General features: G+C 43.8%; 22 protein-coding genes and 1 riboswitch. Of the genes, 21 read left to right on the top strand and 1 reads right to left on the bottom strand.

All coding sequences use genetic code 11. The features are described from left to right. The first annotated feature begins 11 nt into the window (after positions 1–11). From ABFG93_RS09990 to ABFG93_RS09950, 9 genes are all read left to right on the top strand, one after another. The gene (locus ABFG93_RS09990; protein WP_347552807.1) at positions 12–662 is read left to right on the top strand and encodes a nitroreductase family protein; all 651 of its coding nucleotides are present in this window, start codon (positions 12–14) and stop codon (positions 660–662) included. Between the two features lie 293 nt (positions 663–955). Then, positions 956–1,258, top strand: coding sequence for an urease subunit gamma (locus ABFG93_RS09985; protein ID WP_347552624.1), 303 nt, complete (start codon positions 956–958; stop codon positions 1,256–1,258). A gap of 15 nt (positions 1,259–1,273) precedes the next feature. Then, the gene (locus ABFG93_RS09980; protein ID WP_347552623.1) at positions 1,274–1,597 is read left to right on the top strand and encodes an urease subunit beta; all 324 of its coding nucleotides are present in this window, start codon (positions 1,274–1,276) and stop codon (positions 1,595–1,597) included. Next, positions 1,594–3,300 (top strand): urease subunit alpha, encoded by a 1,707-nt coding sequence (ureC, locus tag ABFG93_RS09975; protein ID WP_347552622.1) that lies wholly within the window; start codon positions 1,594–1,596, stop codon positions 3,298–3,300. Before ABFG93_RS09980 ends, ureC begins: the two co-directional genes overlap by 4 nt. A gap of 12 nt (positions 3,301–3,312) precedes the next feature. After that, entirely contained in the window at positions 3,313–3,759 is a 447-nt protein-coding gene (locus tag ABFG93_RS09970; protein WP_347552621.1) for an urease accessory protein UreE, read from the top strand. Further along, complete coding sequence (locus ABFG93_RS09965) at positions 3,746–4,438, top strand: urease accessory protein UreF (RefSeq protein WP_347552806.1); 693 nt, start codon at positions 3,746–3,748, stop codon at positions 4,436–4,438. Before ABFG93_RS09970 ends, ABFG93_RS09965 begins: the two co-directional genes overlap by 14 nt. A gap of 17 nt (positions 4,439–4,455) precedes the next feature. Further along, complete coding sequence (gene ureG / locus ABFG93_RS09960) at positions 4,456–5,073, top strand: urease accessory protein UreG (RefSeq protein ID WP_347552620.1); 618 nt, start codon at positions 4,456–4,458, stop codon at positions 5,071–5,073. Further along, complete coding sequence (locus tag ABFG93_RS09955; protein WP_347552619.1) at positions 5,070–5,876, top strand: urease accessory protein UreD; 807 nt, start codon at positions 5,070–5,072, stop codon at positions 5,874–5,876. The genes ureG and ABFG93_RS09955 overlap by 4 nt, the downstream gene beginning before the upstream one ends. A gap of 19 nt (positions 5,877–5,895) precedes the next feature. Further along, the gene (locus ABFG93_RS09950; RefSeq protein WP_347552805.1) at positions 5,896–6,528 is read left to right on the top strand and encodes an urease accessory protein UreH; all 633 of its coding nucleotides are present in this window, start codon (positions 5,896–5,898) and stop codon (positions 6,526–6,528) included. Positions 6,529–6,580: 52 nt separating this feature from the next. On the opposite strand, the gene ABFG93_RS09945 is transcribed toward ABFG93_RS09950, so the two are convergent. Continuing rightward, positions 6,581–7,021: an Hsp20/alpha crystallin family protein gene (locus ABFG93_RS09945; RefSeq protein WP_347552618.1), complete on the bottom strand. Its 441-nt coding sequence runs from the start codon at positions 7,019–7,021 to the stop codon at positions 6,581–6,583. A gap of 349 nt (positions 7,022–7,370) precedes the next feature. Here ABFG93_RS09945 and ABFG93_RS09940 point away from each other — a divergent pair, with 349 nt between their 5' ends. The 12 genes from ABFG93_RS09940 to purN all read left to right on the top strand — a co-directional run bounded on the left by ABFG93_RS09940 (position 7,371) and on the right by purN (position 18,227). Further along, a complete protein-coding gene (locus ABFG93_RS09940; protein ID WP_347552617.1) occupies positions 7,371–7,898 on the top strand; it encodes a DUF2179 domain-containing protein in 528 nt (175 codons plus the stop codon). 3 nt (positions 7,899–7,901) lie between these two features. Next, positions 7,902–8,096, top strand: coding sequence for an NETI motif-containing protein (locus ABFG93_RS09935; protein ID WP_347552616.1), 195 nt, complete (start codon positions 7,902–7,904; stop codon positions 8,094–8,096). A 79-nt stretch (positions 8,097–8,175) separates the two neighbouring features. Further along, positions 8,176–8,277: riboswitch (purine riboswitch) on the top strand. 142 nt (positions 8,278–8,419) lie between these two features. After that, the gene (gene purE, locus ABFG93_RS09930; protein ID WP_347552615.1) at positions 8,420–8,905 is read left to right on the top strand and encodes a 5-(carboxyamino)imidazole ribonucleotide mutase; all 486 of its coding nucleotides are present in this window, start codon (positions 8,420–8,422) and stop codon (positions 8,903–8,905) included. Further along, complete coding sequence (purK, locus tag ABFG93_RS09925) at positions 8,902–10,014, top strand: 5-(carboxyamino)imidazole ribonucleotide synthase (protein WP_347552614.1); 1,113 nt, start codon at positions 8,902–8,904, stop codon at positions 10,012–10,014. The genes purE and purK overlap by 4 nt, the downstream gene beginning before the upstream one ends. Before the next feature lie 25 nt (positions 10,015–10,039). Further along, entirely contained in the window at positions 10,040–11,332 is a 1,293-nt protein-coding gene (gene purB / locus ABFG93_RS09920; RefSeq protein ID WP_347552613.1) for an adenylosuccinate lyase, read from the top strand. A gap of 22 nt (positions 11,333–11,354) precedes the next feature. Next, complete coding sequence (gene purC, locus ABFG93_RS09915; RefSeq protein ID WP_347552612.1) at positions 11,355–12,080, top strand: phosphoribosylaminoimidazolesuccinocarboxamide synthase; 726 nt, start codon at positions 11,355–11,357, stop codon at positions 12,078–12,080. Then, positions 12,068–12,319, top strand: coding sequence for a phosphoribosylformylglycinamidine synthase subunit PurS (purS, locus tag ABFG93_RS09910; protein ID WP_347552611.1), 252 nt, complete (start codon positions 12,068–12,070; stop codon positions 12,317–12,319). Before purC ends, purS begins: the two co-directional genes overlap by 13 nt. Beyond that, positions 12,316–12,999, top strand: a complete 684-nt coding sequence (purQ, locus tag ABFG93_RS09905; RefSeq protein WP_347552610.1) for a phosphoribosylformylglycinamidine synthase subunit PurQ — start codon at positions 12,316–12,318, stop codon at positions 12,997–12,999. The genes purS and purQ overlap by 4 nt, the downstream gene beginning before the upstream one ends. Then, on the top strand, positions 12,983–15,208 hold the full coding sequence (gene purL, locus ABFG93_RS09900) for a phosphoribosylformylglycinamidine synthase subunit PurL (RefSeq protein WP_347552609.1): 2,226 nt from the start codon (positions 12,983–12,985) through the stop codon (positions 15,206–15,208). Before purQ ends, purL begins: the two co-directional genes overlap by 17 nt. Further along, a complete protein-coding gene (purF, locus tag ABFG93_RS09895) occupies positions 15,184–16,596 on the top strand; it encodes an amidophosphoribosyltransferase (protein WP_347552608.1) in 1,413 nt (470 codons plus the stop codon). The genes purL and purF overlap by 25 nt, the downstream gene beginning before the upstream one ends. A gap of 15 nt (positions 16,597–16,611) precedes the next feature. Continuing rightward, entirely contained in the window at positions 16,612–17,652 is a 1,041-nt protein-coding gene (gene purM, locus ABFG93_RS09890; protein WP_347552607.1) for a phosphoribosylformylglycinamidine cyclo-ligase, read from the top strand. Next, positions 17,649–18,227 carry a phosphoribosylglycinamide formyltransferase gene (gene purN / locus ABFG93_RS09885; RefSeq protein ID WP_347552606.1) on the top strand — a complete coding sequence of 193 codons (579 nt, stop codon included), beginning with the start codon at positions 17,649–17,651 and terminating at the stop codon, positions 18,225–18,227. The genes purM and purN overlap by 4 nt, the downstream gene beginning before the upstream one ends. The last annotated feature ends 13 nt before the right edge of the window (positions 18,228–18,240 follow it).

Raw genomic sequence — 18,240 nt, 5'->3', positions numbered from 1 at the left:
CCATGGGTATGATGGAAAAGATTTTTGGAAGTAGTTCTACAAGAACTGAAGCAGGTACAGACAAGAAGGATTTCTTCGAGGCAGTGAAGGATAGAAGATCAATTTACGGAATTGGGAAAGAAAGAGTAATCTCAGATGAAAAGCTTCAAGAAGTGATTGAATATGCGGTGAAGCATACACCATCGGCTTTCAATTCACAAAGCGCACGTGTTGTCGTCCTTCTTGACGAAAATCACAACAAGCTTTGGAATGAGATTACGAAAGAAACCCTACGTGCTATTGTTCCGGCAGACCAGTTTGAAGCAACAGAAGGCCGCATGAACGGGTTTGCGAGCGGATATGGTACGGTACTCTTCTTTGAGGATCAGGAGGTTATTAAAGGATTCCAAGAAAAACTTCCAACGTTTGCGGTTAATTTCCCGAAATGGTCACAGCAGTCTTCAGGCATGCTTCAATTTGTGATCTGGACTGCTTTAGAAAAGGAGGGCCTTGGTGCTTCCCTTCAGCATTATAATCCCCTCATTGATGATCAAGTTAAGGAAGAGTGGAATGTACCGGCAAACTGGGAATTAATCGCCCAAATGCCATTTGGTAATCCAACGGCTCCTCCAGGAGAGAAAGAGTTTCAACCTGTTGAAGAAAGAGTGAAATTTCATAAGTGAATGATTTGAAGAAGAGGCAAAGCGCCTCTTCTTTTTTATACGTTAGGAATAGGCTTTCGCCAGTTAGAGCTTGGCGATTATGTTTTGTCAGTTAATCTAACATATTTTTTTGAAAACAAATTATAAAAATGATTACGCTTTCGTTTTTGGTCTAACAATGTTCTTGCACTGATTTCAAAAATTTCTCTTCTAATCACACTGCATAAAATCCGGCGCAAAGTTATTTTCTCTTCTTCTATTTTATGTATAATGTGAATTATCACAATATTCGGTTTTGATAAGGGGGAACTAGTTTGAAATTGATGGCAAGAGAACAGGAAAAACTGATGATTGTCGTGGCAGCAGATTTAGCAAGAAGGCGCCAAGCTAGAGGATTAAAGCTAAATTATCCAGAAGCAATCGCAATCATTACATATGAAGTGTTGGAAGGTGCGCGTGATGGTAAGAGCGTTGCAGAACTGATGCAATATGGAAGAACAATTTTAACAAGAGAAGATGTAATGGAGGGTCTCCCGGAAATGATTCCGGATATTCAAGTGGAGGCGACATTCCGGGATGGGACGAAGTTAGTTACCGTTCATGATCCAATTATATGAAAGGGGTTCAGTACCTTGATTCCAGGTGAATACAAGTTAAAATCAACACCTATTACGTGTAATGAGGGGAAAGAAACAATTGAAATTGAAGTCACTAATATAGGTGATCGGCCGGTGCAAATTGGCTCTCATTTCCATTTCTATGAAGTGAATGAATCGTTGCGGTTTGATCGAGACAGCGCTTTTGGAATGCACTTGAATATAGCAGCAGGTACTGCAGTGCGATTTGAACCAGGAGATGCGAAAGAGGTCATGCTTGTTGCGTTCTCAGGATCTCGGAAAGTATTTGGGCTGAATAATAAAACGAATGGTCCATTAGATGGTGAGGTGAATCGATGAGTTTCGAACTTTCTAGAAAAGCGTATTCCGATATGTTTGGTCCTACTGTGGGTGATCAAGTCCGATTAGCCGATACAGAGTTATTTATTGAAGTGGAACGTGACAAAACGACGTATGGGGATGAAGTGAAATTCGGTGGTGGAAAGGTCATTCGTGATGGAATGGGGCAGCATCCACTTGTAACAAGAAAGGATGCAGTAGATCTTGTTATTACGAATGCGCTCATAGTCGATTACACGGGCATTTATAAGGCGGACATTGGTGTAAAGGATGGTCGGATTGAAACCATTGGAAAATCAGGAAATCCTTATCTGATGGATGATGTTGATATTGTGATTGGTGCTTCTACTGAGGTAATTGCAGCAGAGGGAATGATTGTTACAGCAGGGGGCATCGATTCACATATCCATTTTATCTGTCCACAGCTGATCGAAACGGCGATTGAGTCAGGGATCACAACTATGTTAGGAGGTGGGACGGGTCCCGCGACAGGAACAAATGCCACGACCTGTACGCCTGGTGAGTGGAACATTCATCGCATGCTTGAATCTGCAGAATCTTTTCCAGTTAACCTTGGATTTCTTGGCAAAGGAAATGCTTCAGGCGAAGAAGCTTTGCAGGAACAAATTGAAGCCGGTGCCATTGGACTGAAGCTTCATGAGGACTGGGGAACGACGGCAGCATCCATTGATACCGCCTTAACTGTAGCCGATCAGTATGATATTCAGGTAGCCATTCATACCGATACATTGAACGAAGGAGGGTTTGTGGAAGATACGCTGAATTCGATCGGTGGTCGTGTGATACATACTTATCATACAGAAGGAGCAGGTGGAGGGCATGCGCCAGATATTATTAAGGCTGCCTCATATTCGCATATCCTACCATCGTCCACGAATCCAACGAGGCCATTTACGACAAATACAATTGCGGAGCATTTAGATATGCTGATGGTTTGCCATCATCTTGATTCCTCTGTACCGGAAGATGTTGCTTTTGCCGATTCAAGGATTCGAAAAGAGACGATTGCGGCGGAAGATATTTTACATGATATGGGTGTCTTCAGCATTATTAGTTCAGATTCACAGGCGATGGGACGCGTAGGAGAAGTGATTTCGAGAACGTGGCAAACGGCGGATAAAATGAAAAGACAGCGTGGTGCATTACCGTTACGGGCCGAGAACGATAATGAACGAGTGAAGCGATATATAGCGAAATACACGATCAACCCTGCGATTGCTCATGGAATTTCTGAGGAAGTAGGATCGATCGAGGTAGGAAAGTTAGCTGATTTGGTTTTATGGAAGCCGGCCTTTTTCGGGGTGAAGCCCGAGCAAATTCTGAAAGGCGGGATGATCGCCTGGAGTGTAATGGGAGATCCGAATGCTTCTATTCCTACTCCACAGCCAGCTCTTTACAGGCCGATGTTCGGTCAATACGGGAAAGCGAAATCGAAAACATCCATTACCTTTTTATCGCAGGTAGCGATTGATAAAGGAGTTCATGAAAAACTTGGACTCCAAAAGGTCATCAAACCTGTTCGGAACATACGAAAGCTTAGAAAGAAAGATATGAAGTACAACGGGGAGACTCCAGATATTCAGGTTGATCCTGAGACGTATGAAGTAGTAGTGGATGGAGAACTGATTACGTGTGAACCGGCTACTAGTGTTCCACTGGCGCAACGATACTTTTTATTTTGAGGTGGTAAAGAGATGATTATTAGTGAGGTTAAAGGAAACATACGTGATGAAAAAGCTATGCAATCGCATATTGAGAGAGTCTATCTTCGCAGTGATGAACTTGTAAAGCGGATTCAACGCGTGAAAACCGATCATGGAAATGAGCTTGGAATTCGACTGTCAAAACCGAAGGATTTAGTTGATGGTGATATTCTTTATCGCACTGACGATAATATGATTGTCGTCAGTGTAATGGAAGATGAAGTGATTGCGATTCGCCCAACATCTATTAAGCAGATGGGGGAAGTGGCGCATATGCTCGGCAATCGTCATTTGCCAGCTCAATTTGAAGGGGAAGAGATGATTATTCAACATGATTACCTTGTTGTTCAGTTGTTGACTGAACTGAATGTACCACACACCATTGAAAAGCGAAAAATGAAAGAAGCTTTTAAATATATTGGCCATGACCATGAGTAACACGCTATTTCCTATTCTTCAATTAAGCGATTCGCAGTTTCCATCAGGGGCCTTCTCGCATTCCTTTGGTTTAGAAACGTATATTGCTAATGGAACGATTCATGACAGCGCCTCATTCCAGCATGCTCTTGAGCTTTTCTTAACTAACCAGCTTGTTTACACAGATGGCTTAGCTTGTCGATTAGCGTATGAATCGCTAGTGAACGGTAATATTGACCATCTCTTCGAACTGGATCAATTGTTGTATGCGCTTGGGATGGCGAGGGAAACGCGGGAAGGAAATCGTAGAATTGGCGATCGACTTGTGAAAGTTGTATCGACGCTTTATCCGAGTCCGATATTTAATCAATACAAAGACGGATTGAAGAAGAAAAAAGTCTACGGACATAGTGCGCTTGTGTTTGCGATTGTTTCCAAGCAACTTGGTATCGATGTAGAGACAGCTATTTCGTGTTACGGATTTGCGACAGCATCATCGCTTGTGCAAAATGCGGTCCGGGGTGTTCCGCTTGGACAAACTGAAGGTCAGCAAATTCTCGTTGATATCCAACCTCTTCTAAGTGAAGTGGTGGAGCGTGTGATGTCGCTTAGCGAATATGAATTTGGCATCGGTGCACCAGGTCTTGAGATCGCACAAATGCAACATGAGGCAATCAATGTACGTTTATTTATGAGCTAAGAAAGGATGATCTGGAAATGAGTGAACCAATCCGAATTGGGATCGGTGGACCGGTTGGAGCAGGTAAAACGCTTTTAGTCGATCGTTTAACTAGAGCTATGAATAATGAGTTTAGTATGGCTGTCATTACCAATGATATATATACTAAAGAAGATGCAATGTTTTTAAATAAGAATGGCATCTTGCCTTCTGATCGGATTATTGGAGTTGAAACAGGTGGGTGTCCGCACACGGCGATTCGAGAAGATGCATCCATGAATTTTGCGGCAATTGACGAGTTAAATGAACGTCATGCCAATCTTGATCTGATCTTTGTCGAGAGCGGTGGCGATAACCTCGCTGCCACGTTTAGCCCGGAGCTTGTTGATTTCTCGATTTACATTATCGATGTGGCTCAAGGGGAAAAAATCCCTCGCAAAGGTGGTCAGGGAATGATTAAGTCTGACCTTTTTATTATTAATAAAACAGACCTTGCTCCTTATGTTGGTGCGAATCTTGATGTCATGCGAGAGGATACCCTGAAATCGAGAGGGGATCGTCCATTTTTCTTCACCAACTTAAAAGATGAAACTGGAGTTTCTGGTGTGGTGAATTGGATTAAAGAGCAGGCCTTTTTTGTAGGGCTTGAGCAGTGACCTACACAGGCTACATTCAGCTAGAAGCATCTGAGCGATACGGGAAATCTGTGCTTTCAGATACCTACTACAACGGAGTGTTTAAGATTTCACGCCCAACATATACAGAAGCAGGTCTGCCTCTCGTTCAACTCATTCATGTAGGTGGTGGGTATGTCGATGGTGATACCTACTATATGGAAATTAACGTAAACGAGAACGCTAAATTAGCTGTTACGACACAGGCCTCAACCAAAGTGTATAAAACGCCAAATAAACAAGTGGTGCAGCAGGCTCGTTATAAGCTAGAAGAAAATAGTGAATTACATATGAAGCAGGATCCGCTAATTGCCTACAAGGATGCACGCTTTATACAGGAAACGGAATTGCATATGGATAAAAGCGCCGTCTTCTTTTTAACAGATATCTTGACACCGGGGTGGTCGAAAGAAGGAGAGTTATTCTCGTTTACTTGTGTTACTTCAAAATTGAAGGTTTATCAGGGTGGGAAGTTAGTGGTTTATGATCATTTGCGTCTTAAACCGGATGAAGGCGTGATGCAATTGCTTCAGTTAGAGGGAAACACACATATTGGTTCAATGTTCTTCATTCATGAGGAGGTAACAGCTGAATGGGTCGAGAATCTAAGAGAGTACCTTGCTTCGTTCAGGGAGGCTCATTTTGGTCTATCGTTGTTACAGGTTCCAGGTGTTTGCCTCAGAATTCTAGCAAAGCGGACAGCTGTTATAGAAAAAATATTTGCAGCTACAGAAAAATTTATACACAACACAAACAACAGAAGCGCTATATCCTGGCGGAAATAGTGGTAAGGGGGGACAAATGATGGATGCTAGTTTACTATCGATTTTAGCTATCGGATTTTTACTTGGAATAAAGCATGCCATTGAACCAGATCATGTGATTGCTGTTTCGACGATCGCGAGTAAGACACGGAGTTTATGGAAGTCTTCACTAGCGGGTGTTTATTGGGGAATTGGCCATACCGCAACACTCTTTCTTGTTGGGATGCTTTTATTTATATTTAACGCAACCATAACAGATAAATGGGCAATGTCGCTTGAAATGCTAGTTGGATTTATGCTTGTATTTCTTGGAATAAAAACATTACTAACCAAAACAGCAAACACCGGATTGAAAGGGAGCAAAAGCTACTTACAGTCAGGAATGATTGGATTTATCCATGGTCTAGCAGGAAGTGCCGCGATGGTTTTGCTAACGATGAGTACAGTTGAAACACTCTTTCAGGGAGCAGTTTATATTCTTGTATTTGGACTTGGCACATGTGCTGGAATGCTTTGCTTTACTACGATTCTCGGTATTCCATTTGTAGCTACAAGGCGACAAATAAAGCTGAATCATCAGTTGACCCTGGCAACTGGTATGCTATCAGTTGGTTTTGGGTTCTATTATATTTATCGAATAGGAATTACCGATGGGTTGTTTACATTCTTATAAGGAATAAAAAAGCCTGAGCTATCGTTTTATCTTAACGGTAGCTCAGGCTTTTTTATTCTTCTGATTCCTCGTCGCTAATCTTCAAACGCTTCCGATTTTCCTTTGACTCAATGAGCCGATGCAAATGAATCATCAGGATTCCTCTTTTGTAAGTAGCATCAATTGGTTTTTCACGGACTGGAAATGGAAGCTCTACGATTCGTTCGAAAGGACCATGTTTATACTCTTCCTGAACATTGCGATACCCTTTTAGTGTGATGTTCGTCTGACCTTTTACTTTCAAAGTACGGTAATGGATATAAACATCAACATCATCCAGGTTTTTAACACCGGGAAGATAAACGGTGCAAATAAGCTCGTTTCCAGATTCATAGAGATTTACCAGTGGACCATTTGATACAAACATATCCTGAAAATCCGTCCAGAAGTCATCTCCCATGAATTTATTCATTTTATTACGCCAGTCATACATTTGACTCCAATAGTCTCCCATGAATTCCCCTCCTGGGCTTTTTCCCAGTATATGCACCAGGTCTTTCTTTGTTAAAGGCTCTGTTAGTTAATAGTGTTATTACAACGATACTGGGCTCTACTCAGATTCTTCCTCTTGAGCGTCCATGAGCCAAATCTCAAAATCGTACGTTAACAAAGGCTTGTAAAGAAGAATGAAAATGTGGTTTAAATCATTATAAGAAGTGAATGGTACAGGAAAGGGGAAAGCATGGAAAAATAGTCGAAACTTTTTAATTTAATTCGAGAAATATCGAATGCGGTTACAGGTTTTCTCGTGTTATGCTAGGGAAAGTTCCATGTTTGAACGATAAGGAAGAAGGAGGATGGACATGCTTGATAGTAGTCTTGGCATGGTTGCTACCATTTTTGCAATTAATATCGTTTATGTATCGTTTCTCACGATGCGTACGATACTAACGCTTAAAGGGCAGCGGTACCTTGCAGCATTTGCAGGAACAATCGAAATTGCGATATATGTTATTGGACTTGGTCTTGTCCTCGATAATCTTGGGCAAATTCAGAACGTAATTGCTTATGCCCTAGGTTTTGGTGTGGGTATAATAGTAGGAATGAAAATTGAAGAATACCTGGCACTCGGATATATTACAGTAAATGCTATTACAACGAAGCTTGAAGATGATATTCCTAATAAATTAAGAGACATTGGCTATGGTGTTACCCACTATTTAGCACACGGTCGTCAGGGCGAGCGCCTCGTCATGCAGGTGCTAACGTCACGTAAATCTGAACGAAAGCTCTATCAGGCCATCGAGGAACTTGATCCGAAAGCCTTCGTTATCTCATATGAGCCCCGTACCTTCCAGGGTGGATTCTGGGTTAGAAAAATTCGGAGGTAATGTATGGAAAAAAAGCCAAAGAAAAAGAAATTTGAGGTTCATGAGAACGAATCCCTTTCTGACTGCTTAAAACGAATGGATGACGAGGGGTACATGCCCGTAAGACGTCGTGAAGAACCTGTCTTCAGAGAAGGCAAAGGTTCTAAACAACCGCAGCTTTGTGGACAGAAAATTGTATTTGAAGGAAAGTTAAAGTAAAACACGAACATTACACTAAATATAAAACACATCGTTCGATTTTTCGTTGACAGTTGAACGTGGCTCTTGTTACTATGAAAGAAGAGCAAAAAGGATACCTCATATAATCTTGGGAATAAGGCCCATAAGTTTCTACCTGACGACCATTAATCGTCGGACTATGAGGGGGAAAGTCGTGTTTTGCGTATGTGCAGAACAGGATGGATGTGTTTTCGCCCGAGGTAGAAGCTTCTTCTAAGTAAATAGGAGAATTCTACCTCGGGCTTTTCTATTATATTTTGACTATTTAGACGAATTAGCACCTTCACTGAGGGAGGAATAGCATGACAGCCAAAATCGGCGTAATTATGGGAAGCACATCAGATTGGGAGACGATGAAGCACACCTGTGAAATACTAGAAGAGCTCAATGTACCATTTGAAAAGAAGGTTGTATCAGCACACAGAACACCTGAATTAATGTTTGAATATGCAGAAACAGCAAGAGAACGCGGTCTTAAAGTAATTATTGCCGGAGCTGGTGGCGCAGCACATTTACCGGGGATGGTTGCTTCGAAAACGACTCTTCCAGTGATTGGAGTGCCAGTGCAATCTCGCACATTGAACGGTCTCGACTCATTGCTTTCGATTGTTCAAATGCCAGGAGGAGTGCCAGTCGCGACAGTGGCAATTGGGAAAGCGGGAGCGAAGAACGCAGGGCTTCTCGCTGCACAGATTCTTAGCACGAATGATGAAGTGATCGAAGGAGAGCTTGCAAGTTATCGTAGCAAAATGAAAGAAGCAGTTATCGAAAGTAGTGATACGTTATGAGTAAGACTATTTTACCGGGAAGCACGATCGGAATTCTGGGTGGTGGCCAGCTTGGTAGAATGATGGCGCTGAAGGCGAGGGAGATGGGCTATCATATTGCGGTGCTAGAGCCAAAAAGTGATTCACCGTGTGGTCAGGTAGCTGATCAAGAGGTTGTGAGTGGTTACGATGATCTTGATGGAGCAGAAAAGCTTGCGAGCATAAGTGATGTAATTACTTACGAATTTGAAAATATAACGCACGAAACAGCTAGATGGCTAGAAGAAAATGCGTATATGCCTCAAGGGGGCGAGCTGCTGAGGATTACGCAGGATCGTTTTGTAGAGAAAACTAGCATTCAGCATTCTGGTTTAAAGGTAGCCCCTTTTGAAGCGGTTAATTCAGAAGAAGATCTTCAGGAAGCACTCAAGACAATCGGATTTCCTTCTGTATTGAAAACACGTACAGGTGGTTATGATGGAAAAGGTCAGTGGGTGTTAAAAAGTTCGGAAGACGCTAACACGCTTGAATTTCCTGAGGTCCCGTGCATCCTTGAAAGCTGGGTCCCGTTTCAAAAGGAATTATCCGTCATTGTGACACGAAGCGTGACGGGAGAAACAACGACATTCCCTGTTGGTGAGAACATTCATGTAAATAATATTCTTCATCAAACGATTGTGCCAGCACGAGTTGGTGATGCAGTGAAAAACAAAGCGAGTGAAATTGGAAAACAGCTTGCGAACCATTTGCAGCTTGTTGGAACGCTTGGCGTTGAACTATTTCTTGACGATAGTGAGATTTACGTAAATGAGGTTGCACCAAGACCTCACAACTCGGGTCATTATACGATGGAGGCCTGTGAAACATCGCAGTTTGAGCAGCATATTCGCGCGATTTGCGGATTGCCGCTAGGAAGAACGGAGCTGTTAAAACCCGTGGTAATGGGAAATTTGCTCGGCCAGCATGTGAATCCGCTAATGGAGAACATCTCTGCAATTGGCAGCGCAAAGCTTCATTTATATGGAAAAGACGAAGCGAAGCAGAATCGGAAAATGGGTCACATTAACTTTCTTGCACCTTCTATTGAAGAAGCTATCGAGCGAATGAACCAATTAAAGTTATGGCAGTAAAGACATTAGACCAGGAGGACTTACAATGATTGAACGTTATACACGCCCTGAGATGGGAGCTATTTGGACAGAGGAAAACCGCTACAATGCATGGCTTGAGGTAGAAATTCTCGCATGTGAAGCATGGACAGAACTAGGCATTATTCCAAAAGAAGATGTACAGAAAATCCGTGAAAATGCTGGATTTAATGTGGAACGTATCCACGCGATTGAAGAGGAAACACGCCATGATGTTGTTGCTTTTACAAGAGCAGTTTCAGAAACGCTTGGAGAAGAGCGGAAATGGGTCCATTACGGTTTAACGTCAACAGATGTGGTCGATACTGCTTTGTCTTACCAGCTAAAGCAGGCTAACGATCTTTTGATTAAGGATATTGAGAAGTTTATTGAGGTACTAAAAGCAAAAGCACAGGAACATAAATATACCGTCATGATGGGAAGGACCCACGGTGTCCATGCTGAGCCGACAACATTCGGTCTGAAAATGGCGCTCTGGTATGAAGAAATGAAGCGAAACCTTGAGCGCTTCAAAACTGCTTCAGATAACGTTCGTTTCGGTAAGCTTTCAGGAGCAGTTGGAACGTATGCAAACATTGATCCATTTATTGAACAGTATGTATGTGAAAAGCTTGGCATTCAAGCAGCGCCCATCTCAACACAGACGCTACAGCGTGACCGCCATGCCCACTACATGTCCTCACTAGCTCTTGTGGCTACATCGATTGAGAAATTTGCGGTTGAAATCCGTGGTCTTCAGAAGAGTGAAACACGTGAAGTAGAAGAATTCTTTGCGAAAGGTCAAAAAGGATCCTCTGCGATGCCACATAAGCGTAATCCGATCGGTTCAGAAAACATGACTGGTATGGCACGCGTCATTCGCGGTTACATGACAACAGCATACGAGAATGTGGCCCTCTGGCACGAGCGCGATATCTCTCACTCGTCAGCTGAGCGTGTGATTCTGCCAGATGCGACGATTGCCTTGAACTATATGCTGAATCGCTTTGCGGGAATCGTTTCGAAGCTCACCGTTTTCCCTGAAAACATGAAACGCAATATGTCGAGAACGTACGGACTGATTTACAGCCAGCGTGTTCTTCTATCTCTTATCGATAAAGGCATGGCACGCGAAGAAGCGTATGACCTTGTTCAACCAAAAGCGATGGACGCATGGGAGCGCGGCATTCAGTTTAGAGAGCTTGTCGAGGCAGATCCGAAGATTACAGATCAGCTGAATGCATCTGAAATCGATGATTGCTTTGATTACAACTACCACCTGAAGCCGGTGGATATGATATTTGAACGTCTCGGACTTTAATTAAAGCATCGGAGGGATCACCATGGAAAAAGAAGCGTTGTTGTACGAAGGAAAAGCGAAGAGAATTTATGCAACAGATGAAGCTGAGGTTGTCTGGGTCGAGTATAAAGACTCAGCTACAGCTTACAACGGTGAGAAGAAAGCCACGATCACAGGCAAAGGCCGCCTGAACAATGAAATAACAAGTCTGCTCTTTGATTACTTGAAGAGTGCTGGCATCGAAAGTCATTTTATTGAAAAATTATCTTCTACAGAGCAACTAGTGAAACGTGTATCGATTGTTCCGCTTGAAGTGGTTGTGCGTAACATTGCCGCTGGGAGCTTTTCCAAACGAACCGGTGTTGAAGAAGGAAAGCTACTAAAACAGCCGATCGTAGAATTCTATTACAAGAATGATGACCTTGGTGATCCTCTTCTAACGCTAGATCACGTGCTAGAACTTGAGCTTGCAACAGAAGAAACGGTTCAAGAATTGAAAGAACGCGCATTGAAGATTAATACGCTTTTACGTGGGTATTTCCTTGAACGTGATGTGAAGCTAGTCGATTTTAAACTCGAGTTCGGTATAACACCTGAAGGGAACTTAATGCTGGCAGATGAAATATCGCCTGATACGTGCAGGCTATGGGATAGCAAAACGAATGAAAAACTAGATAAAGATGTGTTTCGCAGAGATATTGGTAATCTGACAGAAGCGTACGAACAAATTCTAGCTCGTTTAGGGGGATCCGAATCATGTACAAAGTAAAAGTCTATGTAACGTTAAAAGAAAGTGTCCTAGATCCACAGGGAAGTGCAGTTAAGAATTCGCTCCACAGCCTTTCTTACAATGAAGTTGAAGATGTACGAATTGGAAAATACTTGGAACTAACAGTGAAGGATACGGAAAACCTTGATCAGCGCATTAAAGAGATTTGCGAGAAGCTTCTTGCGAATACAGTTATTGAAGATTACACCTATGAAATCGAGGAGGGAGTCGCACAGTGAAATTTGCGGTGATTGTGTTCCCGGGTTCTAACTGCGATGTGGATATGTATCATGCCATCAAAGATGAGCTTGGAGAAGAAGCGGTTTATGTCCGGTACGATGAGCAGAATCTAGCAAACTATGATGCGATTCTTCTGCCAGGTGGATTTTCTTATGGTGATTATCTTCGCGGTGGTGCAATTGCACGTTTCGCACCAATTATGCCGGAAGTGATAAAAGCGGCTGAAGCCGGGAAGCCAGTGCTAGGCGTTTGTAACGGATTTCAGATTCTATTAGAAGCAGGTCTCCTGCCAGGTGCTATGAAACGCAACAAAAACCTGAAGTTTATGTGCCGTCCTGTTACGTTACGAGTTCAGAACAATGAAACAATGTTTACGTCATCCTATGAAAAAGGGGACGAGATCACGATCCCGATTGCTCATGGTGAAGGCAACTACTATTGTGATGATGAAACGCTGGCACAGCTTAAAGAAGAAAAGCGCATCGCGTTTACCTATGCGGATAATCCGAATGGATCGGTTGAAGATATTGCTGGGATTTTAAACGCAGAAGGAAATGTTCTTGGCATGATGCCACACCCTGAACGAGCGGTAGATGAACTATTAGGAAGTGCGGATGGATTAAACCTATTTAAATCGATATTACGCAACTGGAGGGAATCCCATGTCACACATGCATGAACCAACACCTGAGATGATCAAAGACCAGAAGCTCTACAGTCAAATGGGCTTAACAGATGACGAGTTCAGTATGGTGGAAGAGATTCTTGGCCGTACACCAAATTATACGGAAACAGGCCTTTTCTCGGTAATGTGGTCGGAACACTGTAGCTACAAGAATTCAAAGCCTGTATTGAAAAAGTTCCCGATTTCAGGTGAGCGTGTTCTTCAGGGACCTGGTGAAGGAGCGGGAATCGTTGATATTGGTGATGAGCAGGCAGTTGTGTTTAAGATTGAAAGCCATAACCACCCTTCTGCTATTGAGCCTTATCAGGGTGCCGCAACAGGAGTTGGCGGCATTATCCGTGACGTGTTTTCAATGGGTGCACGTCCGATTGCTCTTCTAAACTCGCTTCGTTTTGGGGAGCTTTCTAACCCGAAGGTGAAATACCTTTTCGAAGAAGTAGTGGCTGGTATTGCAGGCTACGGTAACTGTATTGGGATCCCAACAGTAGGAGGAGAAGTTCAGTTTGACGCATCTTATGATGGCAATCCGCTCGTGAATGCAATGTGTGTCGGGTTAATTGACCATAAAGACATTCAGAAGGGAATTGCATCAGGAGCTGGCAATACGGTGATGTACGTAGGAGCTAGCACAGGACGTGACGGTATTCACGGCGCAACTTTCGCTTCTGAAGAATTGACAGATGCTTCTGACGAAAAGCGTCCTGCTGTTCAGGTTGGCGATCCATTTATGGAAAAGCTTCTACTTGAAGCGTGTCTTGAACTTGTTCATTGTGATGCGCTTGTCGGTATTCAGGACATGGGAGCTGCAGGACTAACTTCTTCTGCATCAGAAATGGCCAGTAAAGCAGGCATGGGACTTGAGATGAACCTTGATGAAGTACCACAACGTGAAAAGGGCATGACGCCTTATGAAATGATGCTGTCTGAATCGCAGGAACGGATGCTTGTTGTAGTGAAAAAAGGCCATGAAGCAGAGATTAAAGCCATTTCGGATCGCTGGGGACTTTTAGCGAAAGAAGTTGGCGTAGTGACAGAAGAGAAGAGGTTCCGTCTTCTTCATAAAGGTGAAGTGGTTGCAGATGTACCGGTCGATGCACTTGCCGAGGAAGCACCAGTTTACCATAAGCCATCTCGCATTCCGGAGTATTACATCGAGAATCAACAGCTTCATAAGCCAATTCCAGAAGTGGAAGATGCGAAGGAAATGCTTTATACACTACTAGGTCAGCCAACGATTTCAAGCAAAGAATGGGTCTTTGATCAGTATGATTATATGGTTCGTACGAATACGGTTGTGGCCCCGGGATCAGACGCAGCGGTTGTTCGCGTCCGCGGTACAAGAAAGGCGCTTGCCATGACGACCGACTGTAACTCACGCTATTTATACCTTGACCCTGAGGTCGGAGGTCAAATTGCAGTGGCAGAAGCGGCACGTAATATTGTTTGTTCCGGCGGCGAGCCACTTGCAATTACAGATTGCTTGAACTTTGGAAATCCCGAGAAACCAGAAATCTTCTGGCAGATTGAGAAAGCAACGGATGGGATGAGTGAAGCATGTCGCATGCTAAACGCTCCTGTTATCGGTGGAAATGTTTCACTCTATAATGAAACGAACGGCGTCGCAGTGTATCCAACGCCGGTTGTCGGTATGGTTGGACTTGTTCATGACCTTGATCATGTGACAACGCAAGCGTTCAAAGAAGAAGGGAATTTGATCTACATGCTTGGAGTCACGGGAGAAGATTTCGGTGGCAGTGAGCTTCAGAAATATCTGGATGGAAAGATTTCAGGTCAGGCGCCTTCACTCAATCTCGAAGTGGAAAAAGAGCGTCAAAATCAACTGTTAAGAGCGATTCAGGAAGGTCTTGTAGAATCAGCACATGACCTTGCAGAAGGCGGACTTAGCGTCGCGCTTGCTGAATCGTTAATTGGGACAGAATTTGGTGCGAATGTACGGATTGATGGCGATGTTACGACCGATCTCTTTAGTGAAACTCAATCTCGTTTTCTTGTATCCATCAAAGGGGAACATCAGCAGGCATTTGAGCAGCGAACTGGAGCAAAACTTATCGGTGAAGTGTCTGGTACAGGCGTTTTAACGCTTATGCATGAAGATGGAGAACATATCTTCGATGCTCCGGTTCAAGAGCTTGAAGCAGCCTGGAAAGGAGCCATTCCATGTTTGGTGAAATCAAAGGCTTAAACGAAGAATGCGGTGTATTCGGTATCTGGGGTCACCCTGATGCCGCTTCACTTACGTATTACGGACTTCACAGCTTGCAGCATCGTGGTCAGGAGGGGGCAGGCATTGTCTCGACTGATGGTGAACGTCTCTACAATCATAAGGGGCTTGGGCTTGTAAATGACGTATTTGGACCAGGAGATCTTGGTACACTTGAAGGCAATGGCGCGATTGGTCACGTGAGGTACTCGACGGCTGGTGGCGGTGGATATGAAAATGTCCAACCGCTCGTTTTCCGGTCACAGACCGGGGGCCTTGCGCTTGCGCATAACGGTAACCTTGTCAACGCTAATGCTCTAAAGCATCAGCTCGAAGGACAGGGTAGCATTTTTCAAACGACTTCTGACACAGAAGTGCTTGCTCACCTCATCAAACGAAGCGGTTATTTGAGTCAGCGTGAAAAGGTGAAGAACGCCCTTACAATGGTTAAAGGCGCGTATGCTTTTATCATGATGACAGAGAATGAGATGATGGTAGCTCTTGATCCACATGGTTTAAGACCTTTGTCACTCGGTCTTCTTGAAGGCGCCTATGTTGTTGCATCTGAAACGTGTGCATTTGATTTGATTGGCGCTGAGTACATTCGTGATGTTCAACCTGGAGAGCTTCTCATCATTAGCGAGAACGGTCTTGAATCAGAACGCTTCTCTTCATCCGTTTCTCGAGCGATTTGCTCAATGGAGTATATCTATTTCTCTAGACCTGATAGCAACATCGAGAATATAAACGTTCATACCGCACGTAAACAGCTCGGAAAGCAGCTTGCGAAAGAAGCCCCAATCGAGGCGGATATCGTCACGGGTGTACCTGATTCAAGTATTTCAGCAGCGATCGGATACGCGGAAGAATCAGGTATTCCTTATGAAATGGGTCTGATTAAGAATCGTTATGTTGGCAGAACGTTTATACAGCCTTCACAGGAGCTCAGGGAACGTGGTGTGAAAATGAAGCTTTCTCCTGTTCGTGGTGTTGTTGAAGGGAAACGAGTTGTCATTGTAGATGACTCGATTGTACGAGGAACAACAAGCAGACGAATTGTAACAATGCTTCGGGAAGCAGGGGCTAAAGAGGTTCACGTTCGCATCAGTTCTCCACCGATCATTAGTCCGTGCTATTACGGTATCGATACATCGAATTCTGGTGAATTGATAGCAGCAAAGATGGGCGTAGATGAAATGTGTGAAGAAATCGGTGCAGATTCGCTCATATTTCTCTCCACAGATGGTATGACTACAGCGATCGGAAGAGAAGACAACGATTCATCATGTGGCCAGTGTCTGGGCTGTTTTACAGGGAATTATCCGACTGAAATTTATCCCGATACCGTTCATCCTTACGAAAAAGTCTAACTGAAGGAGGCATTTATGGCACAAGCATACAGGCAGGCAGGCGTTAATATAGAAGCAGGTTATGAAGCGGTCGATCGCATCAAGCCGCATGTGAAAAGAACCATGCGTCCGGGTGTGATGGGCGGACTTGGTGGTTTTGGTGGGATGTTCGATTTGTCAGAATTGGATTATGAGAAGCCAGTGCTCGTATCAGGAACAGACGGGGTTGGCACGAAGCTGATGCTTGCGATCCAAATGGATCAACATAATTCAATCGGGGTCGATTGCGTAGCAATGTGTGTGAATGACGTTGTTGCCCAGGGAGCAGAGCCCCTTTATTTTCTTGACTACATTGCAACAGGTAAACTGAATCCGGAGCGAATTGAAGAGATTGTTAAAGGTGTATCAGAAGGCTGTGCGCAAGCAGGGTGTGCGCTTATCGGCGGTGAGACGGCTGAAATGCCTGACATGTATAAAGAGAATGATTATGACCTTGCCGGATTTACAGTTGGTGCTGTTGAGAAGTCAAAGCTCATTACAACAGAGAATGTAAAGGAAGGCGACGTTCTTGTTGGCCTTGCTTCAAACGGTATACACAGCAATGGCTTTTCCCTTGTGCGAAAAGTATTGCTAAAGGATCATAAGATGGATCTGGAAACTACCAATGAAGCGCTTGGTACGACGCTCGGTGAAGCGTTGCTTGCACCGACACGTATTTATGTGAAACCTGTGCTGAACGTACTGAAAAAGCAATCTGTTCATGGCATTGCCCATATTACAGGCGGTGGTTTTGAAGAAAATATCCCCCGCATGCTTCCTGAAGGACTTGCAGCTCAGATTGATTATGGCTCATGGCCAATCCCAGCCATCTTTGATCTCATTGAAGAAAAAGGAAACCTAGCTCGTAAGGAAATGTTTACAACCTTTAACATGGGGATTGGGATGGTGTTAGCTGTTGCAGGAGATGTGGCTGTGGATGTGATCAAACAACTTGAAAAAGATGGCGAACGTGCTTATATGATTGGTCGTGTAGTCAAGGGAAACGGAATTGAGTTCGGTGGCGGTGACTTATCGTGAGGAAGATAGCCGTATTCGCATCTGGAAGCGGCTCGAACTTTGAAGCGATTGCCGCAGCTATTGAAAATGGACAACTTGAAGCGGAAGTTGCGCTTGTTGTCTGTGATCGTCCCGGGGCAAAAGTAGAAAAGAGGGCAGAGCGTTATGGCATACCTGTCCTTTCTTTTAACCCAAAATCATATGAGTCCAAAGCAGACTTTGAAACATTTCTTCTTCAGCAGTTGAATGAGGCGGGTATTGAGTGGATTTTTCTTGCCGGCTACATGAGATTAATTGGTCCAACTCTTCTTCAAGGATTCGAGGGAAGAATCGTCAATATCCATCCGTCACTTCTTCCTGCTTTTCCCGGTAAAGACGCGATCGGACAGGCGTTTGAAGCGGGTGTGAAAATAACTGGAGTGACCGTTCATTTCGTGGATGAGGGAATGGATACCGGACAAATCATCGATCAGGATAGCGTTCGGATTTATGAGGGTGACACGAAAGAGGATCTAGGGCGAAAAATTCAGGCTGTTGAGCATCTCTTGTATCCAGCCGTCATTCGTTCCCTTCTCCAAGAAAAAATCAAAAGGTAGTAGGAGGAAGCAT

This window comes from Pseudalkalibacillus hwajinpoensis (genome assembly GCF_039851965.1).
In the GTDB taxonomy this organism is placed as follows: domain Bacteria; phylum Bacillota; class Bacilli; order Bacillales; family Guptibacillaceae; genus Guptibacillus; species Guptibacillus hwajinpoensis_E.
The sequence above is the reverse complement of the archived record's forward strand: the minus strand, read 5'-3'. Positions and strand labels throughout refer to the sequence as shown.